Origin of the sequence: Micromonospora sp. DT227 (assembly GCF_049841835.1) — a bacterium.
Taxonomy (GTDB): Bacteria; Actinomycetota; Actinomycetes; order Mycobacteriales; family Micromonosporaceae; genus Micromonospora.
Genome location: NZ_JBNCLA010000001.1, coordinates 1131023 through 1157408, shown reverse-complemented (window position 1 = coordinate 1157408; position 26386 = coordinate 1131023). Strand labels below are relative to the sequence as shown.

25 protein-coding genes are annotated in these 26386 nt (G+C 70.6%); all 25 read left to right on the top strand.

Annotation, left to right across the window (positions count from 1 at the left end; all coding sequences use genetic code 11):
• Positions 1–322: 322 nt before the first annotated feature.
• The 25 genes from ACLQ2W_RS05925 to ACLQ2W_RS05805 all read left to right on the top strand — a co-directional run bounded on the left by ACLQ2W_RS05925 (position 323) and on the right by ACLQ2W_RS05805 (position 26354).
• Positions 323–1948, top strand: coding sequence for a hypothetical protein (locus tag ACLQ2W_RS05925; protein ID WP_425785524.1), 1626 nt, complete (start codon positions 323–325; stop codon positions 1946–1948).
• 154 nt (positions 1949–2102) lie between these two features.
• Positions 2103–2666 (top strand): hypothetical protein, encoded by a 564-nt coding sequence (locus ACLQ2W_RS05920; RefSeq protein ID WP_425785523.1) that lies wholly within the window; start codon positions 2103–2105, stop codon positions 2664–2666.
• 128 nt (positions 2667–2794) lie between these two features.
• Complete coding sequence (locus ACLQ2W_RS05915; RefSeq protein ID WP_425785522.1) at positions 2795–3199, top strand: hypothetical protein; 405 nt, start codon at positions 2795–2797, stop codon at positions 3197–3199.
• Positions 3200–3292: 93 nt separating this feature from the next.
• A complete protein-coding gene (locus tag ACLQ2W_RS05910; protein WP_425785521.1) occupies positions 3293–3829 on the top strand; it encodes a hypothetical protein in 537 nt (178 codons plus the stop codon).
• Positions 3830–3955: 126 nt separating this feature from the next.
• A complete protein-coding gene (locus ACLQ2W_RS05905) occupies positions 3956–8872 on the top strand; it encodes a DEAD/DEAH box helicase family protein (RefSeq protein ID WP_425785520.1) in 4917 nt (1638 codons plus the stop codon).
• Between the two features lie 142 nt (positions 8873–9014).
• A complete protein-coding gene (locus ACLQ2W_RS05900; RefSeq protein WP_425785519.1) occupies positions 9015–9293 on the top strand; it encodes a hypothetical protein in 279 nt (92 codons plus the stop codon).
• 89 nt (positions 9294–9382) lie between these two features.
• Entirely contained in the window at positions 9383–10027 is a 645-nt protein-coding gene (locus ACLQ2W_RS05895) for a hypothetical protein (protein ID WP_425785518.1), read from the top strand.
• Between the two features lie 114 nt (positions 10028–10141).
• Positions 10142–10720, top strand: a complete 579-nt coding sequence (locus tag ACLQ2W_RS05890) for a hypothetical protein (protein ID WP_425785517.1) — start codon at positions 10142–10144, stop codon at positions 10718–10720.
• A gap of 97 nt (positions 10721–10817) precedes the next feature.
• On the top strand, positions 10818–11327 hold the full coding sequence (locus ACLQ2W_RS05885; RefSeq protein ID WP_425785516.1) for a hypothetical protein: 510 nt from the start codon (positions 10818–10820) through the stop codon (positions 11325–11327).
• A gap of 112 nt (positions 11328–11439) precedes the next feature.
• A complete protein-coding gene (locus ACLQ2W_RS05880) occupies positions 11440–12048 on the top strand; it encodes a hypothetical protein (protein WP_425785515.1) in 609 nt (202 codons plus the stop codon).
• 107 nt (positions 12049–12155) lie between these two features.
• Positions 12156–12644 (top strand): hypothetical protein, encoded by a 489-nt coding sequence (locus tag ACLQ2W_RS05875; protein WP_425785514.1) that lies wholly within the window; start codon positions 12156–12158, stop codon positions 12642–12644.
• A gap of 109 nt (positions 12645–12753) precedes the next feature.
• Positions 12754–13926: a hypothetical protein gene (locus ACLQ2W_RS05870; protein WP_425785513.1), complete on the top strand. Its 1173-nt coding sequence runs from the start codon at positions 12754–12756 to the stop codon at positions 13924–13926.
• 104 nt (positions 13927–14030) lie between these two features.
• Positions 14031–14438 carry a hypothetical protein gene (locus ACLQ2W_RS05865; RefSeq protein ID WP_425785512.1) on the top strand — a complete coding sequence of 136 codons (408 nt, stop codon included), beginning with the start codon at positions 14031–14033 and terminating at the stop codon, positions 14436–14438.
• 161 nt (positions 14439–14599) lie between these two features.
• Positions 14600–15391 carry a hypothetical protein gene (locus ACLQ2W_RS05860; RefSeq protein WP_425785511.1) on the top strand — a complete coding sequence of 264 codons (792 nt, stop codon included), beginning with the start codon at positions 14600–14602 and terminating at the stop codon, positions 15389–15391.
• A 69-nt stretch (positions 15392–15460) separates the two neighbouring features.
• Positions 15461–16063, top strand: coding sequence for a hypothetical protein (locus tag ACLQ2W_RS05855; protein ID WP_425785510.1), 603 nt, complete (start codon positions 15461–15463; stop codon positions 16061–16063).
• Positions 16064–16168: 105 nt separating this feature from the next.
• On the top strand, positions 16169–16543 hold the full coding sequence (locus tag ACLQ2W_RS05850) for a hypothetical protein (RefSeq protein ID WP_425785509.1): 375 nt from the start codon (positions 16169–16171) through the stop codon (positions 16541–16543).
• Positions 16544–16649: 106 nt separating this feature from the next.
• Positions 16650–17450, top strand: coding sequence for a DUF2786 domain-containing protein (locus tag ACLQ2W_RS05845; RefSeq protein ID WP_425785508.1), 801 nt, complete (start codon positions 16650–16652; stop codon positions 17448–17450).
• 19 nt (positions 17451–17469) lie between these two features.
• On the top strand, positions 17470–17664 hold the full coding sequence (locus ACLQ2W_RS05840; protein ID WP_425785507.1) for a hypothetical protein: 195 nt from the start codon (positions 17470–17472) through the stop codon (positions 17662–17664).
• A 95-nt stretch (positions 17665–17759) separates the two neighbouring features.
• A complete protein-coding gene (locus ACLQ2W_RS05835) occupies positions 17760–18143 on the top strand; it encodes a hypothetical protein (RefSeq protein ID WP_425785506.1) in 384 nt (127 codons plus the stop codon).
• A 272-nt stretch (positions 18144–18415) separates the two neighbouring features.
• Entirely contained in the window at positions 18416–19840 is a 1425-nt protein-coding gene (locus tag ACLQ2W_RS05830) for a ParB/RepB/Spo0J family partition protein (RefSeq protein WP_425785505.1), read from the top strand.
• A 77-nt stretch (positions 19841–19917) separates the two neighbouring features.
• Positions 19918–20838, top strand: coding sequence for a hypothetical protein (locus tag ACLQ2W_RS05825; protein WP_425785504.1), 921 nt, complete (start codon positions 19918–19920; stop codon positions 20836–20838).
• 28 nt (positions 20839–20866) lie between these two features.
• Positions 20867–21166, top strand: coding sequence for a hypothetical protein (locus ACLQ2W_RS05820; RefSeq protein ID WP_425785503.1), 300 nt, complete (start codon positions 20867–20869; stop codon positions 21164–21166).
• Positions 21163–22191 (top strand): phosphoadenosine phosphosulfate reductase family protein, encoded by a 1029-nt coding sequence (locus ACLQ2W_RS05815; protein WP_425785502.1) that lies wholly within the window; start codon positions 21163–21165, stop codon positions 22189–22191. The genes ACLQ2W_RS05820 and ACLQ2W_RS05815 overlap by 4 nt, the downstream gene beginning before the upstream one ends.
• Before the next feature lie 42 nt (positions 22192–22233).
• Positions 22234–22464, top strand: a complete 231-nt coding sequence (locus tag ACLQ2W_RS05810) for a hypothetical protein (RefSeq protein ID WP_425785501.1) — start codon at positions 22234–22236, stop codon at positions 22462–22464.
• A gap of 164 nt (positions 22465–22628) precedes the next feature.
• Positions 22629–26354, top strand: a complete 3726-nt coding sequence (locus ACLQ2W_RS05805) for a DUF6884 domain-containing protein (RefSeq protein WP_425785500.1) — start codon at positions 22629–22631, stop codon at positions 26352–26354.
• Positions 26355–26386 lie beyond the last annotated feature (32 nt).

Below are 26386 nucleotides of genomic sequence, written 5' to 3'. Positions count from 1 at the left end.
GCACTGAGACAGACACGCTGTCTCACGCCACAACGGAGGGGAGGCCAACCTCCCCAATGGCGTCCCACATACGAAAAATCCCACGGCTCGAACCGTGGACGCCGCTGAAAGCCTCCAGAGTTCGAAACGTGTGAGCAGACGTAGCGACCTGACACGCGTAGTGCTTACCGCCCCGCCACCGGTGGGGCCTCTGACTTGGGCACGGGTCGGCGTGGCATGTCCCGCCGACCCGTGTCCCTAGTCCGTGGCGGTTTCTGTCGGCGTACGCGGTGTGCGCCGACTGATTTCACAACGGGCAGTCAGCACGCACAGGAGAGTCATCATGGGTGAGCAGAACAAGGCAGCGATCAAGCTGGGTATTCAGGTCGCGCAGGCCGGGAAGACCGATCTGAGGGCCGCGCTGGCGCTGGCGGAGCAGGGTGTCCGGGACTTCCCGGGGCCGGTGCTGCCGCAGGGCCGCACCTTCGGCTGGTTGCGGGACACCATCGCGGCCAGCATCGCCAAGTCCGCGCCGCAGGTGGCGGAGCAGCCGGCGCAGCCGGTCGCCCAGGCCGTGGCGCAGCCGTTCGTCCCGGCACCGGCCGCGCCGCCGGTCGCACAGTCGGCCCCGGTGGCGGAGCCTGTCCGGCCGCAGCCGCAGGCACAGGCTCAGCCGGCCCCGGCACCGGCCCCGGTTGCGGTGCCCCTGCCGGAGGTGGCGAAGACGCTGCGGATCGTGCACACGGTGGAGGACGGCACCGTTCTGCGCGGCACGGAGAAGGGCGACGGCGTCAACGTGGTCATGGGCAAGAACGGCCAGAAGTGGCGCTGGTACATGGCCGGCAAGTTCTGGTACATCTCCAAGTCCCGGGGTGCCAAGGCGGACCGCCCTCGGATCAACCGTGCCGCCAACGCGCTGCGCGCTGCTGGCTTCTCGGTCGAGGTGGAGATCGACGACGTCGACCCGGTCACGGGCCAGGTTGCCGCGCCGAAGGTGAGTCAGGCGGAGCTGCTGCGCCGTCAGCGGGCGTACGCCCACGCCGAGAGCGGGCTGCTGTGGGTCCTCACGAACCAGGGCGGGGTCCGGTGCGGCAAGGGGTGCGGCCGGACGGATCTCTCTCTGCGCACGTCCAAGGTGGTCCGCAACGACGAGACGAACATGCCCATGGCGCTGTGCCTGGACTGCGCCGCGCCGGCCCCGGTGGCGGAGCCGGAGCCGGTCGCGCCGGAGGTGGAGCAGGTCGAGGAGTTGCCGCAGATGGGCGACCTGGACGCGGAGCTGCGGGAGCTGTCGAAGGAGTTGGAGGTGTACCGGGCGCGGCCCGTCTTCCGGTCCGAGGTGGAGCGCATGTCGGTGGCGGAGCTGCGCGCGCTGTCCGTGACCAACTTCGACAAGGCGTGGAACGAGTTGGTCCGGCGGCTGGAAGAGGCGGAGTCCCGTCCGGTGTCGGAGCCGGTCGCGCTGCCGCTTGTGGCCGGCGATGACTGCTCGTGCGGCAACGGCAAGGTCGGTACCCCGCACATGGCGCGGCTGGGACAGGCGTGCCGCGTCCGGGCGGCCCGCGCGGTGGAGCCCGTCGCGGAGCCGGTGTCGCAGCCGGCCGCGCCCGTGGCGCAGCCGGAGCCGGTCGCGGAGCCGGAGGAGGTGTCGCCGGTGAAGGCTGCCGCGCTGGCCGTCGCGGACTACGTGAAGACGTACGCCATCCTGTCCGGCGGTCGGCACACCGTGCGTGAGGTGCGGTCGGACATTCACCGGAAGGTCACCCTTCAGGTGAACAAGCTGATCACCAACGAGGACGACCAGATGAAGGTCAGCGTGTTCCACAACCGGGCGCGCGACGAGTTCACCGTCACCGTGAAGCTGTCGCCCGTGGTGGACGCCGCGACGATCGTCGAGCGGGTTGAGGGCATCGTGTCCGGCGTCCGGGGTGTGGGTCTCACGGATGAGGCGTACTCCCTCGCTGCCTGACCTGCCGGGGCATCACTCTGCCCTCAGCAAGTAAGACTGACTTGAAGTGCTGACACTGCCTCGGGTGTCCGTCCGACCCTGGCCAGGCCGGACGGACACGCCGGGAGTGTGCCAGCCCGCGCACACCACCGAGCAACCCCGCAAGGAGCCGACCATGACCAAGCCGACCCTCGTGACCTACTTCAACGGCAAGCCGTTCATCCTGACCCCCAGCGACCAGGACCTCGCCTGCGAGGTGGCGCGACGGTACGGGAAGGCCCGCAGCTTCGCCGAGCACGGCACCAACGCCGTGCTCGTGTACGCCCTGGGCGAGCGGTTCGGGTGCGACGCGTGGACCGCCCAAGGTCTCGCACGGTGGATCGCCCCGGACGGGCGGATCGTCGATACCTCGGACGCTCGGGTTGCTCGCGTCCTCACCGAGCGGCAGGTGTTCCTGTGGCATGTCGCCAGGAGTCGGGCGTTGGAGCCGCTGGCATCCGTCGCCGCCGACTTCGTTACCGCTATCAGCGCCGACGAGCGCAAGACGCTGATGCCTGAGTGGCTGCAGAGTCTCGCCGCTGGCATGAAGCGCCTGACGGCAACCCTCGGCGGTAACAGCACCTACAACCGGCGCAACGAGTGCCGGAAGTGCGGGGCGCACATCGCGGACCCGCACATGCCCGGCTGCCCCAACGACATCGAGGGCGGCGACGTCCTGGCCATCGACGGCCCCCGCTGACGCTGCCTCGGGCATCCGGCACCGCGACGGCGGGACCGGATGCACCGGGAGTGCGCCGGACTGGCCACTTCACCCCCCACCTACGCCGGCCCGGCCGGCGGGATTGGAACACGATGACCACGCAGCACATGCCTCTCTGGTTCGCCGCCGCCCCGATGCCCTGGGGCCTGCGCGGAGAGGAGCGCAAGCGCGCCCAGCGGGAGCCCCGCCCCGTTCAGAGCGGCACCGGCACCGACGGCCACCGGTACCGGATCGTGCGGCACCCCGGCGACCCGGCCGAAGTGCTGACGGTCTACCGGGACGGGGAGCCGGAGGCGGTCGGGTTGATCGTCTGGTGCGACGGCACCACCGCCGAGCGGGACACCTGCACGAACCTTCCCCTGCCGGCCGGCAAGGCGCGGTTCGAGGCGATCCGGCGTCGCCCGGACGGCTTCGAGGTCGCGCACTTCGCGTCGCCGCTGTCCGTGCACGTCTGGTCCATGTTCAACGTCCCGGTCTACCTCCCGACTGGGGTGGTGATGGGCCCGTTCTGACACGGCCTCGGGTGCCCATGCCACTGCGGCGGCATGGGCACGCCGGGAGTGTGCCAGACCTGGCCACACGTCCCTACGACATCGGGGGTTCCGATGCCCTTCCCGCCCATTCCGGCCGTCGTGATTCGCCTGGACGGCCGCATGTACATCCTCGACGAAGGCGCGCAGCAATTGGCGTTTTCGGTGTCGAACCGGTACGCCTACCGGCACGGCATCGGGGCGTGCCCGTTTGCGGTGAACCTGCGGATTCTCGCTGACCATCTGCGCGTCGACCCGCTGACCGCCGTCCGGGTGGCCCAATGGCTGTACCCGGACGGCTGCAACAAGGCCCGCAGCCGGGTGATCCGGACGCTGGACTCGCTTGAGGACAGCGCTTGGTGGGTGCTGTGTCGTCAGACCGCTCCGGCCGCCCCGTCGGTTGAGCGATTCCTGGCGGCCTGCGACGCGCTCACGGCTCAGCAGGAGCGGCTGCACGCCGCCCCGGTGCGTGCCGCGTACGACGCTGCGCCGGTCACGAGTGTGCTCGCTGCGAAGCGGGCCGCTGCGGCGAAGCTGCATCGCGAGTCGACGGGCGTCAGGACGACCCCGGCGGCGCGCGACCTTCCGCGGGTGCCCCGGCGGGCTTCCTGACTGCTCTGACACTGCCTCGGGCGCCCGACCCGGCGGGGGCGGGCGCGCGGGAGTGTGCCGGATCGGTGCACGGGCCGGCGCATCACTGCGCCTTCAGCCAGTAAGTCTTACTTGAAAGGATGTTCAATGATTGAAGCTGCGCCCCGTCTGGGTGCGATCGGCCGTGCCCGCGCGTCGGTAGCGGCGTTGCGGACGCTGGCCAGGATGCGCCGGGAGGCGCGTACCGTCGCCCACGACGACGAGCGGGAGATCCTGGCCGGCTGGTCCGGCTGGGGGCCGCTCGCTCCGATGTTCGCCCCCAAGGACCAGACCTGGGCCGACATCGCCGAAGAGGTGCGCTCGCTGCTGCCGGCCGAGGACGTCGAGCTGGGATCGCGAGGCACCTACAACGCGTTCTACACGCCGACCGACGTGGCCGAGTCGATGTGGGGCATCCTCCGCAGTCTCGGCTTCACCGGCGGCAAGGTGCTCGAACCGGGCTGCGGCGGCGGGGTGTTCCTGCGCACCGCCCCGGACGGCGTCGAGATGACCGGCGTCGAGCGGGACCCGACGGCGGCGGCGATCTGCGCCGCGCAGCACCCGGACGCCACGGTGCACGTCGGGAAGTTGCAGGAGACGCGCCTGGTTGCCGGCTACGCGGCGGCGATCGGGAACGTGCCGTACGCCGACGTGCGGGTGTTCGACGCCAACGCGCCGGCGGCCGTCCGGTCGTCCCTGCACAACTACTTCATCTGGCGGACGATGTCGGCGCTCGCCCCGGGCGGCGTCGCGGTGCTGCTGACCTCCCGCTACACGATGGACGCGACGGGCGACGAGCACCGCGCGGAGATCGCTGCGCTGGCCGACTTCGTCGGCGCGATCCGGCTGCCGAACGGCGGTCTGGCCGGCGGCACGGACATCGTGGCCGACGTGGTGATCCTGCGCCGCAAGGACGAGACGCGCACCTACGGCCAGCCGTTCCGCGACACGGTATACGTGCCGGGCATCGGGTTCATCAACAAGTGGTGGCAGGAGGAGCCCGGCGCGGTGCTGGGCGAGATGAGCGAGGGGCGCACGTCGCAGTACGGGCTGAGCGTCACCGTGAAGGCTCGGCCCGGTGACCTGCCGGCCGCGCACGGCATCGCCAAGGTCGGCGCCGACATCGTCGAGCAGGCCCGCAAGCGGAACCTGCTGTGGATCGGGCCGGAGGACGTGACGGCGCTCGGCGACGTCGACGACCTGACCACGCCGGAAGGCTGGCACGAGGGGTCCTACCACCTGGTCGGCGGCAAGGTGCACAAGGTCGAGGGCGGTCGGACGGTGCCCGTGGCCCGCGCCGGCAAGGAACTGGAAGCCCTGATCGGCCTGCGGGACCTGGCCGTGAAGCTGGTCGAGCAGGAAGCGGACCACTCGCTGCCGGACGCTGAGATCGAGCCGGTGCGGCGTCAGTGCCGCGCGGCGTACCTGCGGTACGTGAAGCAGTTCGGGGCGCTCAACCGCGGGGACGTCGTCAACGGGAAGCCGGACGAGGACGGTCGGCCGACGCTGGTGCGCCGCAACCCGAGGATGGGCGGGTTCCGGTCGGACCCGGACGCGCAGTTGGTGTTCGCGCTGGAGGTGTTCGACCAGGACACCAACGAGAGTAAGCCCGCGCCGATCCTGAGCAGCCGGCAGAACGTCCCGCCGGTTCGGCCGACCCGCACGGACGACCCGGAGCAGGCGCTCGCGTGGTGCCTCGACCGGCGCGGTGGCCGCGTCGACCTGGACTACATCGCCGCGCTGCTCGGCCGGTCGGTCAGCCTCGGCGACGGGGCCGGGCCGGTCGGCGAGCAGAGCGAGCGAATCCGGCGGGACATCGCCGGCATGCTCGGCGACAAGGTGTTCTGCGACCCCGAGACGCGCGACTACCAGACGGCCGAGGAGTACCTGTCGGGCAACGTGCGGGGCAAGCACCGCAAGGCCATCACGGCGGCCGAGGCCGACCCGTCGTTCGCGGTGAACGTGACCGCGTTGGAGCGGGTGCTCCCGAAGTTGCTGGGGCCGGGTGAGATCACCGCGAACCTGGGAGCACCGTGGATCGGGCCGGACGACGTGCAGCAGTTCGTTCAGGAGCTGCTGGGCTACGCGGCCGAGGTGAAGCGGATCAAGTCGACCAACGCGTGGGAGGTCGACAGCTACGGCACGGGCACGGTCGCCGCGACGGCCGACTGGGGCACCCCGGACGCCAACGCGTACAAGCTGATCGCCGACGCCCTCAACGGCAAGACCCCCATCGTCTACCGCGAGGTGACGATCGGCGGCCGGGACGTGCGCCGCAAGGACCCGGAGGCGTCGTTGCTCGCCTCGGAGAAGCAGCAGCGGATCCGGGACCGGTTCGCCGAGTGGGTGTGGGAGGACCCGGACCGCACCGACCGGCTGGTGAACCTCTACAACGAGCTGTACAACAGCCTCGCGCCTCGAAAGTTCTCCGGTGAGCACATCACCGTCGACGGGCTCGCGCCCTGGTTCAAGCCGTACCCGCACCAGTTGGAGTACGTGGCGCGGGCCATGGCGACGCCGGCGGCGCTGTGCGGCCACCCGGTCGGTGCCGGCAAGACGGCCAGCATGGCGATGACCGCGATGAAGCTGCGGCAGACCGGCCTGGCCCGCAAGCCGCTGGTGGTCGTTCCGAACCACCTGATCGAGCAGATCACCCGGGAGTTCCGACAGCTCTTCCCGTCGGCGCGGATCCTGTCGGCGTCGGCCAAGACGATCGCGGAGAACCGGCGCGCGTTCGCCGCGCGCTGCGCGACCGGGGACTGGGACATCGTGGTGATGACGCACAGCGCGTTCGGTCCGTCGGGTCTGCCGGTCGCCGCGCAGACCGAGGAGGCGTACCTGCACGAGCAGATCGCGGACCTTGAGCAGTCCATCGCCGAGGCGTGCCCGGACGGTGAGTTGGAAGGGCGGATGGTCAAGAACGCCGCCAAGCGAAAGGACACGCTCGAAGAGCGGATCTTGGAGCTGCGGCACACGGCCCGGGGCCGGGACAAGGGTGTGACGTTCGAGCAGCTCGGAGTGGATTACATCCTCATCGATGAGGCGCATTACTACAAGAACTTGGCAGTGCCGGTCCGCACCGACGGGTTCTCGGTCCGGCCGAGCAAGCGGGCAACGGACCTGGACATGAAGCTCCAGTGGCTGGGCCGGCGCGGGTCGGGCCGCTACGCGTCGCTGTTCACCGGCACGCCGGTGTCCAACACGATGTTGGAGCTGTACGTGGTGCTGCACTATCTGATGCCGGAGCACCTGCGCGAGATCGGGCTCGCGTCGGCTGACTCGTGGGCGGCGGCGTTCGTGCAGTTCGTCACCTCGGTCGACGTGACCGTGGACGGCGGGCAGTTCGAGCTGCGGACGCGGCCGGCGCTGTTCTTCAACGCCCCCGAGCTGCGGATGCTGGTGTCGCAGGTCGCGGACATCCGCACGGCCGAGCAGCTTGGGCTGAAGCGGCCGGCGGCCGACGTGCAGACGATCGTCGTGCAGCCCACCCCCGCTCAGCGGGAGTACACGCGGGAGCTGGTCGACCGGGCCCGGGACTGCCGCAGCCGGGGCCGGAACATCCAGCCGGGCGACGACAACATGCTGGCCGTGTGCGGCGACGGCCGGCGCATGGCCACCGACCCGGTGCTGGTCGGGCTGTGGGATCCGGAGCCCGGCAAGCTCGACGCCGTCGCCGAGGAGATGGTGAAGTTCTGGCGGGCCAATCCCGAGGACTTGCAGATCGGGTTCCTCGACCTGGGCACGCCGAACAAGGACCGTGGGCCGCAGACGTACGGACGGCTGCGGGACATGCTCGTCGCCGCCGGCATGGAACGCGGCCGGATCCGGTTCATCCACGACGCCGACAGCGACGTGGCCAAGGCGGCGCTGTTCGCCGACTGCCGGTCGGGCAAGGTGTCCGTGGTGCTCGGGTCGACCGACAAGCTGGGTGTCGGCACGAACATCCAGGACCGGGTCGTGGCGATGCACCACATCGACGCCCCGTACCGGCCGGCGGATGTCGAGCAGCGCGACGGGCGCGGCCTGCGGCCGGGCAACCGGCACAGCGTCGTGGCGGTCCGCCGGTACGTCACGGAGCGGACCTTCGACGCCTACATGTGGCAGATGCTCACGCGCAAGATCGGGTTCATCTCGCAGGTCACCTCCGGGCAGCTCGACCGGACGGTGGAGGACGTCACCTCCGACGGCGTCATGTCGTTCGCTGCCGTCAAGGCGTCCGCGACCGGCCAGCCGCTCCTGTTGGAGAAGGCCGAGATTGACGCGCGAATCAAGAAGCTGCGCGGGTTGCAGCGAAACCACCGGTCGACGGTCGACCGCATGAAGCGGGACATCCCCCACATGCAGGAGCGCGCCGGCCATAAGGAGCGCGAGGCCGAGGCGTGGGAAGCCATCGCGGCCAACGCTGGCGACCTGGCCGAGAACGACGGTGACAGGCTCGCCACCCTGACCGAGTCGTACTCCAGTTTCAGCGCTCCTAGTGGGGTGTTCGCCGGCGTGCGGGTGTCGGCCAGCGCATGGACGCAGACCGGCAAGCAGCCGGAGCGGCACCCGATGCTGCTGGTCAACGGCGGCGGCGGGAACGTCGAGCTGCGGGCGTACCGGTTCTGGAAGCCGGCCCGGTACGCCCAAGAGTTGGGCAAGCTGCTGGCGACGGCGGACGCGATGGCCGGACCGCTGCGGAGCACCGTGACGCGATTGCGGTCGGAGATCGCCAGCTCGGAGGAGATGGCGGTGCGGCCGTTCGAGCAGGCCGACGAGTTGACCGCCGCGCTGGCCCGGCTGGACCAGATCGAGGCGGCGTTGCACGCGGCGGCGGTCCGCAACGAGGAAGACGAGGCGGTCCCGGCCGACGCCGAGCCGGTGGCCACCGTGCCGGCCGACACCGCACCGGTCGACGGGCTCGGTGACCTCGGGGATCTGGACAGCTTCTTCGACTCGTTCGAAGCGGAGCTAAGCACGGAACTGGCCGAGCTGGAAGCGCAGCTCGCGACCGAATTGGACGACCTCCTGGCGATGCTCGCCTGACGGTCAACCCGGGCCCGGTGCCGCCGCACGGTGGCTGCACCGGGCCCGCCCGTGCTGCGGCGCGGCCCCTTCACACCCAACAACAAGTAAGTCCTACCCGATGCTGCCTGCCGCTGAGCAGGCTGAAAGCCAGGAGCGACCCATGCAGTTCACCGTCACTCACACGATCGCCGCTACGACCGGCGACGTCATCGACGTCACCGCCGCCGGCGACGGCCAGACCTACCGGCTGCGCATCGGTCTGCTGGACACCATCGAGCGCTTCCCGGTGGTCATGGGCCGGCTGCTCGACGACCACGGTCGCACCACCAGCGAGATCCGCACGGTCGTCCTCGACGACAGCAACCCCTACGCCGTCATCGCCGACCGGCGCGTCTACGCCGAGATCGCTCCCTGGCGACTGCCAAACCGCCCCGCCTGACCGCTCTCCCGCGCCGGCCGGGCACCCCGCCCGGCCGGCGCCACACCGCACCGCCTATCCCCAACCCCCGCCGAGGAGGCGACCCGCCCATGAACGTCTCGACCACCCGCAACCGCCTGTACATCGCCCGTCTCCACGCTCAGGACGCCGCCCGGCGCATCCAGCAGTGCTTCACCAACGCCGGCTCGATGGTCTTCTACGCCTCGCCGAACGTTCCCGCCGCCGGTGAGGTCAGCGTCCAGCTCTTCACGCTCTACGACACCGTCCGGGCCGACATCTGGGCCGCCACGGACGAGCACAGTGACCAGCTCCGGCGCACGGATGTGATCTCGGCCCGGTTGCGCACCGTCTACCGCACCGCCCCCGAACTGTTCCCCCGCGCTTTCCCCGCAGGAGGGGCGCTGCGCCTGGACATCACCGACGCGCTGCGGCCGGTCCCCGATCTGGGCGTCGACGGACTGGTCGAGCTGATCGAGTCGCTGGACATCGACTGGCTCACCCTCGGCGACCTCGTGCACGACGTCGCGATCGAGCACCGTTCGCACGAGCACACCGAGGGGCTTCTCGACGGCGTCGACGACGAGGACGCCGAAGACGCGCTCTACGAGATGGCCGGCGCGGTCGCTGCTGAGGCCAACAACCACGGCGTCCACGGCCAGGCCGCGTTCCTGCTCGCCCAGCTCGGCGAGGCCGGTGCTCGTACCGCCCTCTTCGACCACGCCTCCGGCATCTGACCACGGTGCCTGACCGCACCGTCCGGATCACCGCGCCGGACGGTGCCGCGAGGCACCGGGCCGGCCTGCCCAGCCACGACACCCAGTAGCAGCCAGCAAACGAGGGAGTGACCGATGACCGAGATGACCGTCGCCGAGATGGTGGCCCACGATGCCCGAGTGATGGCCGCGGAGATGGGCGGCACCGTCTGCACCAGCGCCGGCGAGTTCCTCGCCGCGATCGAAGAGGGCGCACGGTGGCGGCAGCGCGCCGCCCGAACGATGCCGGCAGAGGCGATCGCGCAGCTCCGCCGCTCGATGCGGCGGATCTACGAGGCCATTTGGGACGGCGACCGCGAGCGGCACTATGCCGCGTCGGTGGAGGCCGCGTCGCTGTTCCAGGAGTGGGAGCCGCAGCTGACCGCGCGGATCGAGGTCCTGAAGGTGGGCGACTTCGCTCGGGTCGCCGGGTTCGACCCGAGCGACGGGTGTCCCGACGCGGTCACCGGGGACCTGGTGGCCATCCACTGGGAAGAAGTTTTCATCGGAGGCCGAGCGCAGCTCGGCCACGTCCTGACCGTCCGGCCGCCGCTAGCCGAGAAGCGGGCCGAGTACGACTGCGAGGTGTTCGTGCCCGAGGGCGGCTGCGCGCTGCGGCTTCGCCGACCCCGCCGCCGTCGCCGCCTGACCGCCAGCCACGACGCCGCCATCTGACCCCGGCACTGCCCAGTCGCCCACCGACCCGCAGCGCCGGGTCGGCGGGTGCTGAGTGGTGCCGGCGCCGCCGCACCCTGAAGAACAGGAGAGACACATGCTCGACACCGCCGCCAGGCGCCACCCAGTCAACTACCCCGGACCGGATGACGACCGGGGCAAGTACGCCGACACGCTGCGGGCGCACACCGCCGCGATCGCCGAGCACGCCAACCGCAACGCCGTCTTCCAGCCGGTCACCTTCGGCTACGACGAGCCGGCCGTGGAGGTCGCCGGACTGCACACCGCCACCTTCGCCGACGACGAGGGCCGCCTCGTGGTCAACGTCGACACCACGGCGGTGATGCCGCTTGCCGACTGGCCGAACGCCCCGGAGATCACCGTGCAGGTCGACGACCGCGATGTGTGGGCGAGCGTCCACCGCGGCGGCATCGCCGAGCAGCTCACGCCCGAGGAGATCGAGCACGCCTTGGCCGTGCTCGCCAACCAGTGGCTCACCACCCGGATCAACCGGCTCGGCCAGGTCGGCATCACCGACCCGCAGCGCGCCGTCGCCGAGAAGGTGCTCCGGCTGGTCGCCAAGCGGGAGGGGCTGGACGTCGGCTGACCGGCGCCGCTCAGTGACCGGCCCGCTCCCCTTGCGCCACCGGGGGCGGGCCGGTTGCCGAGTGGTGCCGGGCGTCCGCCCGGCGGCACTTCATCCCCACGGAAGGAAGACCATGACCGACACGATCACCTTGGTCCGCCACCCGCACACCGGGCTGCGGACGCCCGACGACCGCTTCAAGGTCACCTCACTCAGCCAGCACATGGCCCACGACGGGGTCGCCTTCACCGCCAACCTGAAGGACCGGGCGCGGATCGTGGGCACGATCGAGAACGAGGGCTACGGCGGGCCGACCAACTTCTGGTGCAAGTTCGAACACAGCAACCCGCTGCACGTCTCGACCGGCGCGCTGGAGGAGTACGCGGCCCTGTGCCGCAGCGAGCGCGGAGGGCCGGTCAACATCGAGGACCTGCTCAACGACCTGGTCACTGAGTTCGAGACCGCCAAGCGCATCAAGGCGGTCGAGAAGCGCGACGGCGCGCTGCTGCGCATGCTCGGCTTCATGCCCGACGGCGACGGCAAGCCGGCCGGCGACCCGTACGCGCAGGACGAGACCACCTGGTCGATGCCTGCCGAGCGGCTGAACCTCGAATGGGCCGCCGAGACCCTGCACCGTCGCCGCCCGCCCGCCGAGCACGCCTGGTGGCAGGTGTGGCGCGACGGTAAGTGGGTCGACGTGACCACCCGGCCGACGCACCTCCCGGCCGACCTCTACTGCTGACCGACACCAGCCCGCTACCGGCCCGCCCCTCGCCCGTCGAGAGGCGGGCCGGGCCAGTGGCGTTGCCTTCAAACGCCGGCCATGGAAGCGACCCGAAGGGAAACCCGATGGGGCAGATCATCGCCCTGCGCCGCAAGCTGCGCACTCTCACATCACGTTTGGCCGGGAAGGTCCGGACAACCCACCGGTACGGATTCGTGGAGTTCCCCACCCTTGACGCCTACAACGAACCGACCTTCGACCTGTGGACGTTCCAGCTCGACGACAGCGTGACCGACTTCGCCGCAGCCTGGAAGGCGGCGATCGCGACGTTCTGCAACGACCGGCGGGTGTTCACCGACGTCGTCCAGAACCGCTTGGCGGTCTCACCCGACCACCTTGTGGCCGAGTACCCGGACATTCTCGCCGCGCACGGTCTGACGCTCGCCTCGCTCCCCGATGGGCCGACCGTCGTCGTCGCCGATCACCTGCTCGTCACCAACGGCGACCGGCGCTGCGTCCACGAGTGCGCCGACGGGCTGCTGTGCGGCCGGCTACTCGATCACGACCGTCCCAGCAGGACGTGCAGCCGGCACCCGCGAGACCTGAGCACCTGATCGCCGCTGCCCGGTGATCGGCCCGCCCCCGAGCCTCGGGGGCGGGCCGGTTGCCGAGTGGCCCCGACCGCAGGGCCAGGACCACCGAACACACCGAAGGAGACAGCCGATGGCTGGGATTAAGGACCGATGGAACCGGCTGTGTGACGCCGCCGAGGACCTCGGCGCGCAGGACCAGGGCAAGCAGCCGGCGCCGCTCGGCGAGTTGCGGAAGCGGCTGCGGCCGGCGGCCGAGCGTCTGGGCATCGCAGGGCAGGTCGATGGGCTGACCGACGCCGACGTTCTCGTTGTCGAGCAACTGCTGCCGGCCTACGAGAAGGGCCGCGCGTCCGGCCGGATCGACATGGATGAGGTGGTGCGGCACGTCCGGGAGGCCGGGGTGTCGGCGTTCGTCGGCTACGACGGCGGCGGCGCGACGATCCACGCGGGTGACATGTGGCTGTGGCCGGACAGCCGCGGTGACCAGCGCTACGCGGTTCTCGCAGGGCCCGGGTCGTTCACCGACTCGGTGCTCCAGCGTCCGTTCAGTGACGCCGGGGACTTCTGGATCGGCCTCGACGACGACGGCGACGGACCGGCGACGGTCATTCCGGACGGCACGCCGGCAGAGCAGGTTGCCCGCATGGTCATCGACTTGGTTCGCCGCGTCGAGAAGCAGCGGGGGCGGATCGAGGCGGCGGTCGAGGCGGCGGATAACGCGTTCTGGGCGTCGATTGCCGCCGCGTTCCCCGAGGCCACCGCCGGGGCAATCCCGCCGGAGGCGGTGCTGCGGTTCAGACGGGCGCGGTACGAGGCGGTCAACCTGTGGCTGAGCTACAGCGCCCCGGACGAGGGAATCGCCCCGGTAGCGCCGCCTGTGAAGGAACCCCGTTACGGGTACGTCGAGTGGTCGACCATCGAGGCGGTGTCAGCCGGGGCGTGGCGGTTCCAGCTCGCCGAAAGCGTCACCGACCTGCACGCGGCGTGGACGGCGGCGGTCGACGACTTCGCCAGCGACCCCGCCGCGTTCACCAGCGCCGTCAACGAGGGCACCACGCTGAATGAGCAGGACCTGGTGGACGACTACCCGCACATCCTGGCCCGGCACGGCCTGACGTATATCCCCGACCCGGAGCCGTCCGTCCCGACGATCAACGTCGATGGCGACACCATCCTCGTCGACGGACCGGACGGCGCCGACCGCTGCCGGGTGCCGTCGGCGGGCGCGCAGCTCTGCGGCGCGCTGCTCGACGACGGCCTGTGCAGCCGCGAGACCGCGGCGCACCGCCGCGACAACGACTGATCGGCACCGCCCAGTGATCGGCTCGCCCCCGAGGCTCGGGGCGGGCCGGTTGCCGAGTGGTGGCGGGCAGCCGCCCGACATCCAAACCTCAACGAGGAGAGACCATGCCCGACAAGAACCTGCACGTCGTGTACGCCGACACCCCGGAGATCCTGCCGCCCGGCACGGACTACGGGATGGACGTCCTCGGCGAGATCGAGTACGGCGCGAAGCTCGGTGACACGGTGATCATCGGCGAGCCCGACGAGCTGCGGTCGACCAGCCGCAGCCTCATCGAGCAGATGGAAAAGCTCGCCCCCGCCAACCCGGTCGACGTGACCGGACCGGCGCAGCAGATGTCAGCCGAGCAGGGCTGGAGCTTCGAGGCCCTGACCAACCTCGCCTACGACTTCCTGCTCGACCACGCCGACAACACGACGCGAGCCGCCTTCCTGGCGTACCTGCGCGACGCCGCCGACAACGAGAACGTCGAGGACCAGGCCCCGGCCGACGACGAGTCGACCGAAAGCTGACGGTCCCCGCCGTCCCGGCCGCAACCGGCCGGGACGGCGGCTCCCGCCTGGCTGTCCCCGTACCGCCCCGCGCCAACCGGCCCCCGCCGCCGCGCAGGGGGCGGCGGGCGCCGCGTGGCACGGGCAACCCGCCCGACGCCCCGATCATGCAGGGAGCAGACGTGCACGACACCGACCCGATCGTCACTTACAACCCCGACGCCGCACGGCGCTGGCTGACCGAGGCGGTCACCGTAGGCGGGGCGACGATCACTCGGGCCCGGCACCTTGGGATCCGGAAGAAGTACAAGTCCAACCGCGACGAGATCGAAATGTGGGCGTTCAAGCTGGTCGAGGCGTTGGAGAACGCGCCTCGGCCGGACGTATGGAACCTCCACGCGGCGGCTTCGATCGAGGTCTACCCGACTCCCGACCTCTACGAAGGCGGCGGCCTGGTCGTCGTGCAGATGGACGGTCGGCGGTTCGCCAGCGCGTGGGAGATGTTCTCCACGTTCGCCGCCGGCGAGGAACAGCCTGGACTGGACGCGGCAGTCGACGCGCTCGGCGCGGTCGCCGAGCTGGCCAACAACGCCACCTCGGCGTGGCGAGCGCCTCGCGTCACCTTCGACGAGGACGCCCTGCGGGAGTGGCTGACGCATCCCGAGCACTACTTCATGGGCAGCGACTGGACGCCCGACCCCGACACTGTCGGCGACCTGCTCGAAGACCTCCACGAGAGCGGCTCCGCCGTCGCGGGCCGCGCGTTGCAGCTGCACGGACTGACTGGGGTGTTCGCCATCCGGGTGTCCGGCGGCAAGAGGGTGTTCGGCGCTGACGTCGCCGGCCGGGGCCGGATCTGCACGACGCCGATGAGCCGGGTCGACCTGGCCACCGGCGGCTTCGGCCCCGACGCCGCGATCACCGCGATGCTGCGCGTCGCCAGGGAGATCAACGCGGCGTTCCCGCGCCACTGACCAAACCATCCCGCGCCCGGCCCGTCCCTCGACAGGTCGGGTGCTTCCGTTTCCACCGAAGGGACCGACATGACCACCGAGTTCATCCAGTTCGCGCCGAGCCAGGCCCTCATCCCCGCCGCCATCGGTGACGGCGAGGTGTGGCAGTTGGAGCACATCTACGTCGACCACGCTGGCCTCTGCACCGTGGTCCGTGCCTACCTCGATCCGGCCAAGGCGATCCGGGACCTGGCCGCCGCCATCCGGCCGCGCTGGTCGGTGATGGCCGACCCGCTGAAGAGCGACAAGCCCGAGGGGATGCCGGACATGCCGCCAGCGAATGACTTCTCGGCGGTCGCCTGGTATTTCGCCTCGCCGTACCCGCTCGGCGACGAGCGGCACGAGGTGTTCGAGCTGTGGCGGCAGCGCATCGACGACGAGGTCATCGAGCGGCCAGCCAGTGAGGAGTACGCGCTGTCGGGGAGCTTCCAGGAGATGCTCTGCGTCTGCGGCAACACCTCATCCGCCGACGGGTTCACCGACGTCGACGAACACGGCCGTGACGTGACGCCCGCTTCCAACTGCTGGCTGCGATGCGAGCGCTGCATGAGGGTTCTGCACGCCGTCACCGGCCGGGTGGTGAAAACGCTGACCCCCGACCTCGGCATCTTCCCCGCCTGCCCGCCGGCCTGACCGTCGGGCGCCGCACGCCCACCCGCCGGCCTGCTCCCTGGGCCGGCGGGTGCCGAGTGGTGCCCGGCATCCGGCCGGCACCCGTGCAGGAGGGACATCCCACCCATGAACGAAGCGACGTTGCAGCCCACCGCCCCGGACAAGACCACGTACGGCACGCGGGAGGACTTCGACTACGACGGGTTCACGTTCAGCGACGACTTCCCCGTCCCCGCCGTGTACGTCGTCGTGCAGGGAATCGCCTACTTCCAGGGCCCGGACGGGTTCCTGTGGTTCGCCCCCGACCAGGGCTTCGACAACAAGTACCTCATCGACTGGCGGTACCCGCAGAACGTGGCCGAGTTCGACGAGCGGCAGGGCGAGCCCGACCGCGACGAGGCCGGCTACCTGGCGGTGATCGCCGCGCTGTGCGAGCAGGTCGAGGCAATCACCGCGGCGGCTGCCCGAGGCGTCGAGTGGGACGCCGCCCGTCGGGCCTGACCGCTCCTGCCCGGCCGGCTCCACCAGGGGCCGGCCGGGCACCCTCACCACCCGCCCACGCCCGGCTCGTCACCCGACGGGCCGGGCGCTTCCACAAGGAGAAACCGTGCAAGACCTGCTCGATCTGGACGCGTTGGAAGCCGAGTTCGAGGCAGCGCTCGCGGCGGCTGACGTCGACCTCGACAAGATGCTCGACAGGATCCGCAAGATGCTGGCGAAGGCCGAGGATCCGGCCGCCACCTCAGCCGAGGCGACGGCGTTCACCGCCAAGGCGATCGACCTCATGGGGAAGTACGGCGTGTCCGCCGCGATGTTGGAGGCCGCCGACCCGACGGCCAACCAGGTCGAGAACCGATACCTAGAAGTGCCCGGACCGTACGCCTACGACAAGGTGCTGCTGCTCATCACGATCACCGACGCGCTGGGCGTCAAGCACATCCGGTTGACGACCGGCACCAACCAGCGGATGCGCCTGTTCGGCATGAACAGCGACCTCGACCGGGTCAACATGCTGTTCACGTCGCTGCTCGTGCAGTCGGCCTCGGAGCTGGGCAAGACGCCGTGCCCGCCCCACATCGCGAAGATCGCGTTCGTCAAGAACTTCATGACCGGGTACCGGGCATCCATCGGCAAGCGGCTGAAGGCCGCCGAGACGAACGCCCAGGACGAGGCGGAGACGCAGCGGCGCCAACACGGCGGCGAAGGTCCGTCGGTGGCGCTGGTGCTGCGCGACCGGGCGGCGCTGGTGAAAGACGCCTTCGAGGCCGAATACCCGAAGGTGCGTACGCAGCGCGGCCGGGAGCGCAGCGGGGCCGGCATTGGAGCGGGACTCGCGGCCGGGAACCGGGCGAACCTCGGCGGGACCAGCGTCGGCGCGGGACGGGAGGCCATCGGTGCCGGGCGGTAACGGACTGAGACGCTGCCCGATGTGTCAGGACCCGGTGCAGGCCGAGGACCTGTGGCGGCACCGGCGAGACCACGGCTGGTGGCAGCGAGTGCTCTTCGACTGGGACCACGGCACCTGGGGTGACCGGGCGTGGCTGCTCATGCTCCCCGTCGGCGACGCGCTGTTCCTCGGCTACCTGATCGCGCTGCTGCGCGATCGGTTCGGTATCGGCTGACGACGCTGCCCGGTGCTCACCGGCCCGCCGAGCGCGGGCTGGTGGGCTCCGAGTGGTGCCGACCCGAGACGCACCCGGACAGAGGAGAACCAACCATGCGGGGAGCTTCCGCAGCCGTCACCGATCTGGCCCGCGAGTTCGGCGTGGGCATCGACTGGGCCGCGTTCGACAAGCTCATGACGACCGACCCGACGACCTACTTCCACCTCCACTCGCTGGCATCGGTTCGCGAGTTCGCCCGATCTCTCATCGCGGTTCACCAGCCGCTCATCGACGAGGCGTTGGACCACGCCAAGGGCACGGCGGGGCTGGAGGACGAGAACCTGACGCTCTTCGCGACGGCGTTCTTCGCGATCAACGTCGACCAGGCGGACGCGGCGCAGGCCGCGATGGACGAGGCCCGGCCGCTGATCGAGAAGCTGGTCACCGCCGGCGTCTTCCACCGGCTTGACGGTGATGTGGGCTCGGTTTCGCCGTAGCCAATCCTAGTCAGTCTCACTTGGTGAGCCGGTGGGCCCACCTGGCAAGCCATGCTTGCTGCTTGTCGCCCGTAGCAGATAGCTTCGCGTGCACCGGCGGCAATTCACGATCGCCGTCGTGCATGCGTAGCCGCTCGCGGAGCTACTCGCCGACGCCGCCTGAACGTCACCGCCCGGCGCTGATCGGACCCACCGCCGGGCCCGATCGGCGCCGAGTGGCCCCGTTCGCAGGACCACTGATCCGCCCCCGGCACACGATCGAAGGGAACAGCGTGACCCAGACCATCCAGCCTGCCCCCGCACCCGAGGAGCAGGACACCGCCTTCGTTGAGGTCGAGCCCTCCACGCTCATCGTGGGAGCGAACGTCCGCCTCGACGCCCGCCTCGACACCGAGTTCGTCGACAGCATCCGCGAGCGCGGCGTACGAGTGCCGATCGTCGCCCACCGCAACAGCCTGGACCAGCTCGTCGTCCTGTACGGCCAGCGGCGCACCGTCGCCGCGGTGCAGACCGGCCGGCCCACCGTCCCCGTCGTGGTGATCGCCGAGCCCGGCGAGGCCGACCGCCTCATCGACCAGCTCGCCGAGAACCACCACCGCGCGGGCCTGACGACCCACGAGGACGTCGTGGCCTACCAGCAGCTCGCCGCGCTCGGTGTCCCCGCCGGCGCCATCGCCAAGCGAACCGCCCGACCCAAGCCGGTCGTGGAGGCCGCGCTGAGGGTGGCCGGCAGCGAGGTGGCCCGCAAGTCCACCGAGCGATGGGACTTCCTCGACCTCGAACAGGCGGCGGCGCTCGCCGAATTCGAGGGCGACGACGAAGCGGTGAAGATCCTGGTCCTCGCGGCGCAGAAGGGCGGCTTCAACCACCAGGTGCAGCGGCTGCGCGACGACCGCGAGTCCAAGCGGCAGCGCGCCGAGCTGGTCGAGAAGCTCAGCGCCGCAGGCATCAGGGTTATCGAGCGCCCACCGATGCAGGACCCCAAGCGCGCGGAGCTGGAGTACCTCAAGAACGGACGCCGGCAGGTCACCGAGGACAACCACAAGGACTGCAAGGGCCACGCCGCGTTCATCCACCACAAGTACGTGCACAAAAACGGCCAGCACGGCTACGTGTGGGAAGCCCAGTACGCCTGCACCAACTACCCGAAGTACGGCCACACCCACCGCTACCCCCCGGGTGCCAGCTTCAGCGACCGCCGAAAGCTCGAAGACATGACCGAGGAGGAAGCCGAAGCCGCCCGCGCGGAACGTCGAGACGTCCGCGAGTCCAACAAGGCGTGGGACAGCGCCCTGAAGGTCCGCCAAGCGTGGCTGAAGGAGTTCGCCGCCCGCAAGACTCCGCCGAAGAGCGCCGCGGTGTTCATCGCCCGAGCGCTCGCCTCGTGCGACCACCAGATCCGCACGGCGATGGAGGGCAGCCACAAGCTCACCCGCGACCTGTTCGGCGTCCAGCACGAAACGTACGACTCCGAGCACCGGCGGGGCAAGCTGCTCGCCGACCTGTGCACGACCGAGGGCCGCGCCGCGATGGTGACCCTGGTGATGATCCTGGCCGCGTACGAGGAGAACCTCCCCCGCGACGCCTGGCGCCGAAGCGACCCGGGGCCGGTCGAGTACCTGCGCTACCTCAAATCCGAGGGCTACGAACTGTCGGAGGTCGAGCAGCGGGCCTGCAACGGCGGCAAGAAGCCCTGACCACCAACCCCTACCGGTGCCGCCGGTCCACACCCGGGCCGGCGGCACCACCGCATCCGCACCCCTGGAGTTCTCTCGTGCTCGACCTGCCCGTCGCCGACACCGCCGGCGTCGACCAGCTCTTCACCGACCTCATCGCCCTGTTCGAGTCGGAGCTGTGCCAGCGCTGGTCGCACGGCCAGCACAGCTGGCGGCGCACCAGCGAAGGCGGGTTCGACCCTCGCCGGTACACCGTCGTGGCGCTCGAAGACGCGCTCGCGCAGGACTTCGTCACCTGCCACCACTACTCCCGCTCTTACCCGTCCGCGTCCCTGCGGTACGGGCTGCTCGAACACGGGCGGCTGGTCGGCGTCGCGGTGCTCGGCGTGCCGATGTCCAAGCCGGTGCTGACCAAGCCGTTCCCCACCCTGACCCCTTACCGGGAGTCGCTGGAACTGTCCCGGCTGATCCTGCTCGACGAGGTGCCGGCCAACGCTGAATCCTGGTTCCTCGCCCGGGTGTTCGCCGCGGCTGCCGACCAAGGCGTGCGGGGCGTCGTCGCGTTCTCCGACCCGCTGCCCCGCCGGCTCGACGGCGCGCTGCTGATGCCCGGCCACGTCGGGACGATCTACCAGGCCCTCGGTGCGATCTACACCGGCCGGGCGACCGCCCGCACCCTGACGCTGCTGCCGGACGGCACCGTGCTGACCGCCCGCTCCGCCGCGAAGATCACCGGCGGCGAGCGCGGCATGGGCGGGCAGATCACCCGCCTGGTGAGCCTCGGCGCAACCCCGCCCGGCGCGGTATACGGCCTGCCGCTGTTCCTGCTCACCACCGACCAGCTCACCGCGTGGCTCTCCGGCGCGCTGGCCGAGATCGGCGCCCGCAAGGTCCGCCACCGGGGCAACCACCGCTTCGCCTGGGCCATTGGCAACCGGGCACAGCGGCGGACCACCCCGATCGCGCTCGACGCCCTGCCCTACCCCAAGACCCCCGACCCCTACGACCTGGCCGCCTAAACCACATCAGAAAGCAGAGGGACCAACGATGACCGCCACTGTCGCCCCCGCCGGACACACCGTCGTCGACCGCGCCGACACGCTCGACGACGCCGTCCGCGAGCCCATGGAGAAGACGTTCCCCCGCGTGCCCGAGGCCAAGCGGGAGGGTGTGATCGCCGAGATCGTGCAGCGGGTGCTGCACCTGCCCGTCTTCGAGGTCGAGGTGATCGGCACCCGGATGCCGGTCGAGACCGTGGAGGCGTACGGCCTGATCATCGAGGTCGACGCGAACGGTCGGGCCGCCCGGATCGTCTTCCCCGACGGCGCTGAGCCGGAGTCGATGTGACCGGGCAGTCGGCGGACTTCGACTGGGACCGCCTCTCCGCCGAGTTGCGCGCCGAGCTGGCCCCTGGGGTACCGGCCTACAGCCGGGTGCCGCGACCGGTTGGCGTACCGACGCCGGCGTGGTGGGCGCCCGAGGGGCCCCGCCTGCGGATGGCCGACTGGGACCTCATCATCGCCAACGACTCCGGCGGCAAGGACGGCGAGATCGCTCTCGGCCGCGCCGCCCGGCAGGCTGCCGATGAAGGCGTGCTCGACCGCCTGGTCGTGCAGTACAACCGGCTCGGCAAGCGCGTGTCGTGGCCAGGCACCGCCGAGATGGGGTCGACCGCCGAGCTGCTGATGTCCCGGTTCGGCGACCGTCCAGGCAGCGAGGGCACCGCGCGGCTGCACGCCGAGCACTACGGACTGCGGTTCGAGGTGACCGAGCGGGAGCACGACCAGGACGGTGATCTGCTCGACCAGATCGAGCGGTACGGGAAGTTCCCCAGCGACAACCGCCGGTTCTGCACCTCGGACTGGAAGCGCGGCCCGGGCAAGAAGCTCATCACCCGGCTGGTCAAGGAGCTGGGCGTGCGCGGCCGGCCGGCGCGGGTGCTCTACGTGTTCGGTTTCCGTGCGCAGGAGTCCACCCGGCGCGGGAAGCTGCCGGTCCTGCGCGTCGATGAGCAGCACTCCAGCCGGAATCGGGAGATCACCGAGTGGTTCCCGGTCCACCACTGGACCGAGGACCAGGTGTGGACCGAGATCCACCGGTCGGGCGTGCCTTACTGCTGGCCGTACGACGCGGGCATGCGGCGGCTGAGCTGCCGATTCTGCGTGCTGGCCGGCGGCGAAGACCTGGCGTTGGCGGCGGCGCTCAGTCAGGACGTCGCCCAGGAGTACCTGGCCGTGGAGAAGCGCAACCTCGCCCGAGGGCTGGCCGACGGGGACATGCGCTCCCGCGCCTTCCAGAAGCACCGATCCATGGCCGACATCATCGCCGCCGCGCAGGAGCACCCGATCCTGTCGGAGCTGCGCTGTGGCTGACCTGCACAACCGACCTATCGCAGCGTGAAGGGCAATCCATCCATGAGCAGATACACCCCCGAGAACGGGCTGAGCCGCTGTTTTCTGTGCGAAGAGGTCGTCGAGGCGGGAGAGCCGGAGCGCCGGCACTTCCGTTCCGAGCACTCGCGGTGGGACATGGTCCTGTGGTGGTGGGACAACGGCCACCGCCTCCCGCTGATCATCGCGTTCGCGGAGATCCTGGTCGTCGCGACCTGCCTCGTCGTCCTGCTGCGCTGGTGGCTCGGAGTATGAGCCGAGCGAGAGGGTTCCGGCCGCCACGGCGGATCAGCTTCCGTGGTCTCTCCGGGTCGCCGGTCGACCGGCCGGCGGCCCCGGGTCCGCCTGGGCCCGGCAGTGTGCCGGTCGGGGCGAAGGTCGTGTGTCTACCGGGGGCGCTGCCGGCGTCGGAGGGCTGCATGTCCCGGGCGACGGTGGTGTCCGTTGGCCCGAAGTTCACCCGGGTCGAGATGCACGAGGGACACGAGCGTCGCGTCAGCAATGACCTGGTGCAGCTCGACAGCCAATCCGGGTACGCCGAGGCGTACGGCCTCGACCCGCGCGACCGGCCCCTGCCGTTCGGCCGGTACACGGCCGGGCGCAGCTTTGCCCCGGGCCGGTGGCTGCCGCGCTGGTCGTGGATGGGATGGACGGTCGCCGAGCACCTGGCGTACGTCGCTGGCCTGCGACCGCTCGAAGACCCGCCTGCGGACCCGCCGAAGCGGCTGGTCATCGTCGGCTGCGGCGGGAAGAAGTCCGACCGCAGGCTGCTGGACGCGCACGGCATGTACGTCGGCTCATACCACCGCGCCGCGCGGCGTGCCGCCGACGCGCTGGTAGCCCGCGATCCAGGCCGCTTCGGAGTGGGGAGCGGCCGGGACTGCTACCAGATCATTCTCTCCGGCAAGTACGGGCTGCTCGACCTCTTCGACGTCATCGAGCGGTACGACCTGCTGATGGGCGAGCCCGGATCGGTCACCGCCGAGACCGTCCGCTACCAGGCAGAACAGCTCGGGCTGCTCGATGCCGAGGAGGTGATCGTGCTGGCCGGGCGTAAGTACGCCGACGTCGTCTCCGCTGTGTGGCCGCACGCCCTGCGCCCCCTCGACGGGACCGCGGGGATCGGCCCGCAGCTCCAACGCCTGGCCGCGATCACCGCGACCGGCACCATCCCCGAACCCAAGGAGCCCACCGTGTCCGTCTCTGCCCGTCCCATACCGCCCTGCGACGTCTACCCGGTGCGGCTCAAGGCGGGGGACGTCATCGACGTGCCCGGTCGCGGCGAGATCACCCTGGCCAGTGATGGCAACGTGCGATCGTCCAAGCCAACGGTCACCTGGTTCAAGGTGCACAACGGGGAACCGTTCGAGATCGACGCCTTTCACGGCGGCACGGTCCGGCTTGTGCGGCGCGTTGACCCGGGCACGTTGAGGAAGCCCGCCGCGCCGGCACAACGGAAGGTGCCGGAGCCGACCCGCAAGCCGCCCGCCGCTGGTCGGGAGGTGCCGCTGGCCGAAGTTGGGTGGGGGACGTACGGCTGGATCAAGGCGATGGGCCCGGACGGCAGCGCGTCCATCCAGACCGGCTACGTCACGGAGGTGCCGAGGATTCACACCGGCGGGCTGATGACCAAGCCGAAGCTGACGGGCAAGCCCCACTGGTACTTCGTCATGGTCGACCCGGGCCGGACCAACATCGGGATGCACGCGCTGCTCGACGCCAAGTTCTTTGTGCTGGACCCGCCGGCCGACCGGCCGCTGAGCCAGAAGCCCAACGACTCGCGGCGGGTGCTGGCCCGCGACACCCGGGCCGGTGACCTGGTCGAGGTGACCTTCCCCGACGAGGACCGGCACTTGGGGAGGTACGGCCCGGAGGTGGATCTGACCGAGGACCCGAGGGACGTCGGTGACGGCTACGTCGAGCTGACCGGCACGGTCGCCGGCGGGCAGGTCGAGACGTTCATGCTGCGCGGAGAGGGGTACGTCAGCGTGGAAGGCCTCGCAGTGCGGCACCTGGTTCACCAGGACCCGGCCGCGAAGACGACGAAGGAAGCGGCCGGTGGCCGGGAGCTGCCGGCGCCGGGCGACACCGAGCCGGATGCCCGGTGGTTGCTGCTCGGCCAGGTCAGCCCCGGCGAACCGGGAACGGCCGAGGCGCAGTTGCGACGCGCCAGGATGTACGCCGCGATGCGGCGGGTACACGAGCTGCCGATCGCCGCGCCGATCGGGGAGATATTGGCGGCGCGCGACGACGTCGACTGCCGGTGGTCCGTGAAGTGCGATGCCTACTGGCGGGCGTACGCGGCGCTGATGAACGAGGAAGGCGCGGCCCGGACCGCTGCGGCGGAGCCGTTCCCGGCGGGCGAGCCGACCGTGGACGGGAACCTGCCCGCGCCGAGGGACCTGATCCCGGCCGAGCGGTGGTGGATGCTGGAGGTCGTCAGCGCGATCTACGGCACCGCCGCGGCGGCGGCCCGCCGGCGGCGGATCCTCGCGGCGAAGCGGCGGGTTCACGACCTGCCGGCCGACGCGACCGTGCAGCAGATCGAGGCGGCGCAGGAGGTCGACGTGCGTCGGCACCCGATGAGGTGCTGGGCCTACTGGGACGCGTACGCGGCGCTGTTGGCCGAAGAGAGCGCGGCCCGCACCATCCGGGAGGAACCGCTGCCCAAGCCGGCCAAGCCGGTCGGCCAGCCGAAGGCGGAGCCGGCCGCGAAGCACGCCGCCGCACCGGTCCGGGCCGCCCGGAAGCGGAAGCCGTCGAAGCAGCAGATCCCTCTGACCGAGGTCACCTGGGGGGCGTACGGCGAGGTCAAGGGGTTCCACCCGGACGGTAGCCGGTACACCGGCAAGGGCTACCTCACGTTGCTGCCCCGCATCTGCACCGCGGGCATGGGCGAGAAGGCGAAGTTCAAGGGTGAGCCGCTGCTGAAGTTCGACTTGTACGAGCCGTACGGCGGGAACCGGGGCGGCTCGACGGTGGTGGGGATGGCGGCTCGCTTGGACGGGATGTTCACCCCGCTAGACCCGCCGGCGGATCGGCCGCTGGATGTGGAGCCCAGCGATGTGCGGCGGATGCCGGTGGTCGACCTGCGGGCCGACGACATCCTGCCGCCCGAGTACCACGGCGACCCGAACCCCGCGATGCACCTGCTGGAGGACCCGAAGCCGCTCGGCCAGGGCCGGTTCGAGCTGAAAGGGCTGGTCGAGGGTGTCATCACTACGCGGCGGATGAACGGTGACACTTGGGTCACCGTCGACGGCCCGGCGCTGCGCCGGCGCGCGGCCGACCACGGGGTCGAGGAGATGGACGCCTTCTTCGACGCCCTTGAGGCGGAGTTCGGTACGGCGCTCGACGCGAACGTGGGCGACGAGGCCGCACCCGGTGCGGTGTCGCCGGCCGTGGACCAGATGGACGACCTCCTCGCCGCCCTCGAAGCCGACATCGACACGCCGCCGAACGCTGGACCGGTGCTGGACGAGCTGCTCGCCGCCGCCGAGAACCCGAAGTACGGGCGGAACGGCCGCAAGAGCGCCCGGGATCTGGCCGAGCGATACGCCGCCGGCTTGCCGCTGGTGCGTTTCAACCGGCTGCTCAACCAGCAGTGGATCTTCAACTGCCCGGTGCCGACCTGCGGGCTCATGTACGACGGGCACAACACGCTTCGGGAGACCCGCGACCACTGGTTCGAGCACGCCGCCCAGCACGAAGGGTTCGTGGCGGCCTGGCCAGATGACATTCTGCCCGTCGAGGACGAGGAGCCGGCCGCCGAGCAGACGTCGGCCCGGAAGGCGACGCGCAAGAAGAAGCTGCCGCGGACGGCCGTCATCGAGATCGTCGAGCCGGTCGGGAACGACTGGTGGGACGACGCAGCTCTGCGGTGGGAACGGTGCGGCACGCTGCGCCGGATGACGGTCCGGCGGGTCGACGGGCGTGAGGCGCCGGTGGCGGTCCTGACCTTTTCGCAGGGGCGTGCCAAGGCGGCGGGGTTCGCGGAGCTGCTCTCTTCGATCGGCGGGATCGACCCGGCCGCCATGCACGTCCGCACGTTGGATGAGTCGGCCGTGCCGGCGTACGAGGCTCCTGCCCTGTTCGACTGGGACGACTTCGCCACGTCGTTGGAGGCGGAGTTGTCCCGGGTGTAGCCGGGTGAAGCTGGGCGGCGGTGTGGACTTGA

Excerpts from the sequence above, each read along its gene's own strand:
- ACLQ2W_RS05925 (WP_425785524.1), top strand. The coding sequence starts at position 323 with ATGGGTGAGCAGAACAAGGCAGCGATCAAGCTGGGTATTCAGGTCGCG.
- ACLQ2W_RS05920 (WP_425785523.1), top strand. The coding sequence starts at position 2,103 with ATGACCAAGCCGACCCTCGTGACCTACTTCAACGGCAAGCCGTTCATC.
- ACLQ2W_RS05915 (WP_425785522.1), top strand. The coding sequence starts at position 2,795 with ATGCCTCTCTGGTTCGCCGCCGCCCCGATGCCCTGGGGCCTGCGCGGA.
- ACLQ2W_RS05910 (WP_425785521.1), top strand. The coding sequence starts at position 3,293 with ATGCCCTTCCCGCCCATTCCGGCCGTCGTGATTCGCCTGGACGGCCGC.
- ACLQ2W_RS05905 (WP_425785520.1), top strand. The coding sequence starts at position 3,956 with ATGATTGAAGCTGCGCCCCGTCTGGGTGCGATCGGCCGTGCCCGCGCG.
- ACLQ2W_RS05900 (WP_425785519.1), top strand. The coding sequence starts at position 9,015 with ATGCAGTTCACCGTCACTCACACGATCGCCGCTACGACCGGCGACGTC.
- ACLQ2W_RS05895 (WP_425785518.1), top strand. The coding sequence starts at position 9,383 with ATGAACGTCTCGACCACCCGCAACCGCCTGTACATCGCCCGTCTCCAC.
- ACLQ2W_RS05890 (WP_425785517.1), top strand. The coding sequence starts at position 10,142 with ATGACCGAGATGACCGTCGCCGAGATGGTGGCCCACGATGCCCGAGTG.
- ACLQ2W_RS05885 (WP_425785516.1), top strand. The coding sequence starts at position 10,818 with ATGCTCGACACCGCCGCCAGGCGCCACCCAGTCAACTACCCCGGACCG.
- ACLQ2W_RS05880 (WP_425785515.1), top strand. The coding sequence starts at position 11,440 with ATGACCGACACGATCACCTTGGTCCGCCACCCGCACACCGGGCTGCGG.
- ACLQ2W_RS05875 (WP_425785514.1), top strand. The coding sequence starts at position 12,156 with ATGGGGCAGATCATCGCCCTGCGCCGCAAGCTGCGCACTCTCACATCA.
- ACLQ2W_RS05870 (WP_425785513.1), top strand. The coding sequence starts at position 12,754 with ATGGCTGGGATTAAGGACCGATGGAACCGGCTGTGTGACGCCGCCGAG.
- ACLQ2W_RS05865 (WP_425785512.1), top strand. The coding sequence starts at position 14,031 with ATGCCCGACAAGAACCTGCACGTCGTGTACGCCGACACCCCGGAGATC.
- ACLQ2W_RS05855 (WP_425785510.1), top strand. The coding sequence starts at position 15,461 with ATGACCACCGAGTTCATCCAGTTCGCGCCGAGCCAGGCCCTCATCCCC.
- ACLQ2W_RS05850 (WP_425785509.1), top strand. The coding sequence starts at position 16,169 with ATGAACGAAGCGACGTTGCAGCCCACCGCCCCGGACAAGACCACGTAC.
- ACLQ2W_RS05840 (WP_425785507.1), top strand. The coding sequence starts at position 17,470 with ATGTGTCAGGACCCGGTGCAGGCCGAGGACCTGTGGCGGCACCGGCGA.
- ACLQ2W_RS05835 (WP_425785506.1), top strand. The coding sequence starts at position 17,760 with ATGCGGGGAGCTTCCGCAGCCGTCACCGATCTGGCCCGCGAGTTCGGC.
- ACLQ2W_RS05820 (WP_425785503.1), top strand. The coding sequence starts at position 20,867 with ATGACCGCCACTGTCGCCCCCGCCGGACACACCGTCGTCGACCGCGCC.
- ACLQ2W_RS05810 (WP_425785501.1), top strand. The coding sequence starts at position 22,234 with ATGAGCAGATACACCCCCGAGAACGGGCTGAGCCGCTGTTTTCTGTGC.
- ACLQ2W_RS05805 (WP_425785500.1), top strand. The coding sequence starts at position 22,629 with ATGTCCCGGGCGACGGTGGTGTCCGTTGGCCCGAAGTTCACCCGGGTC.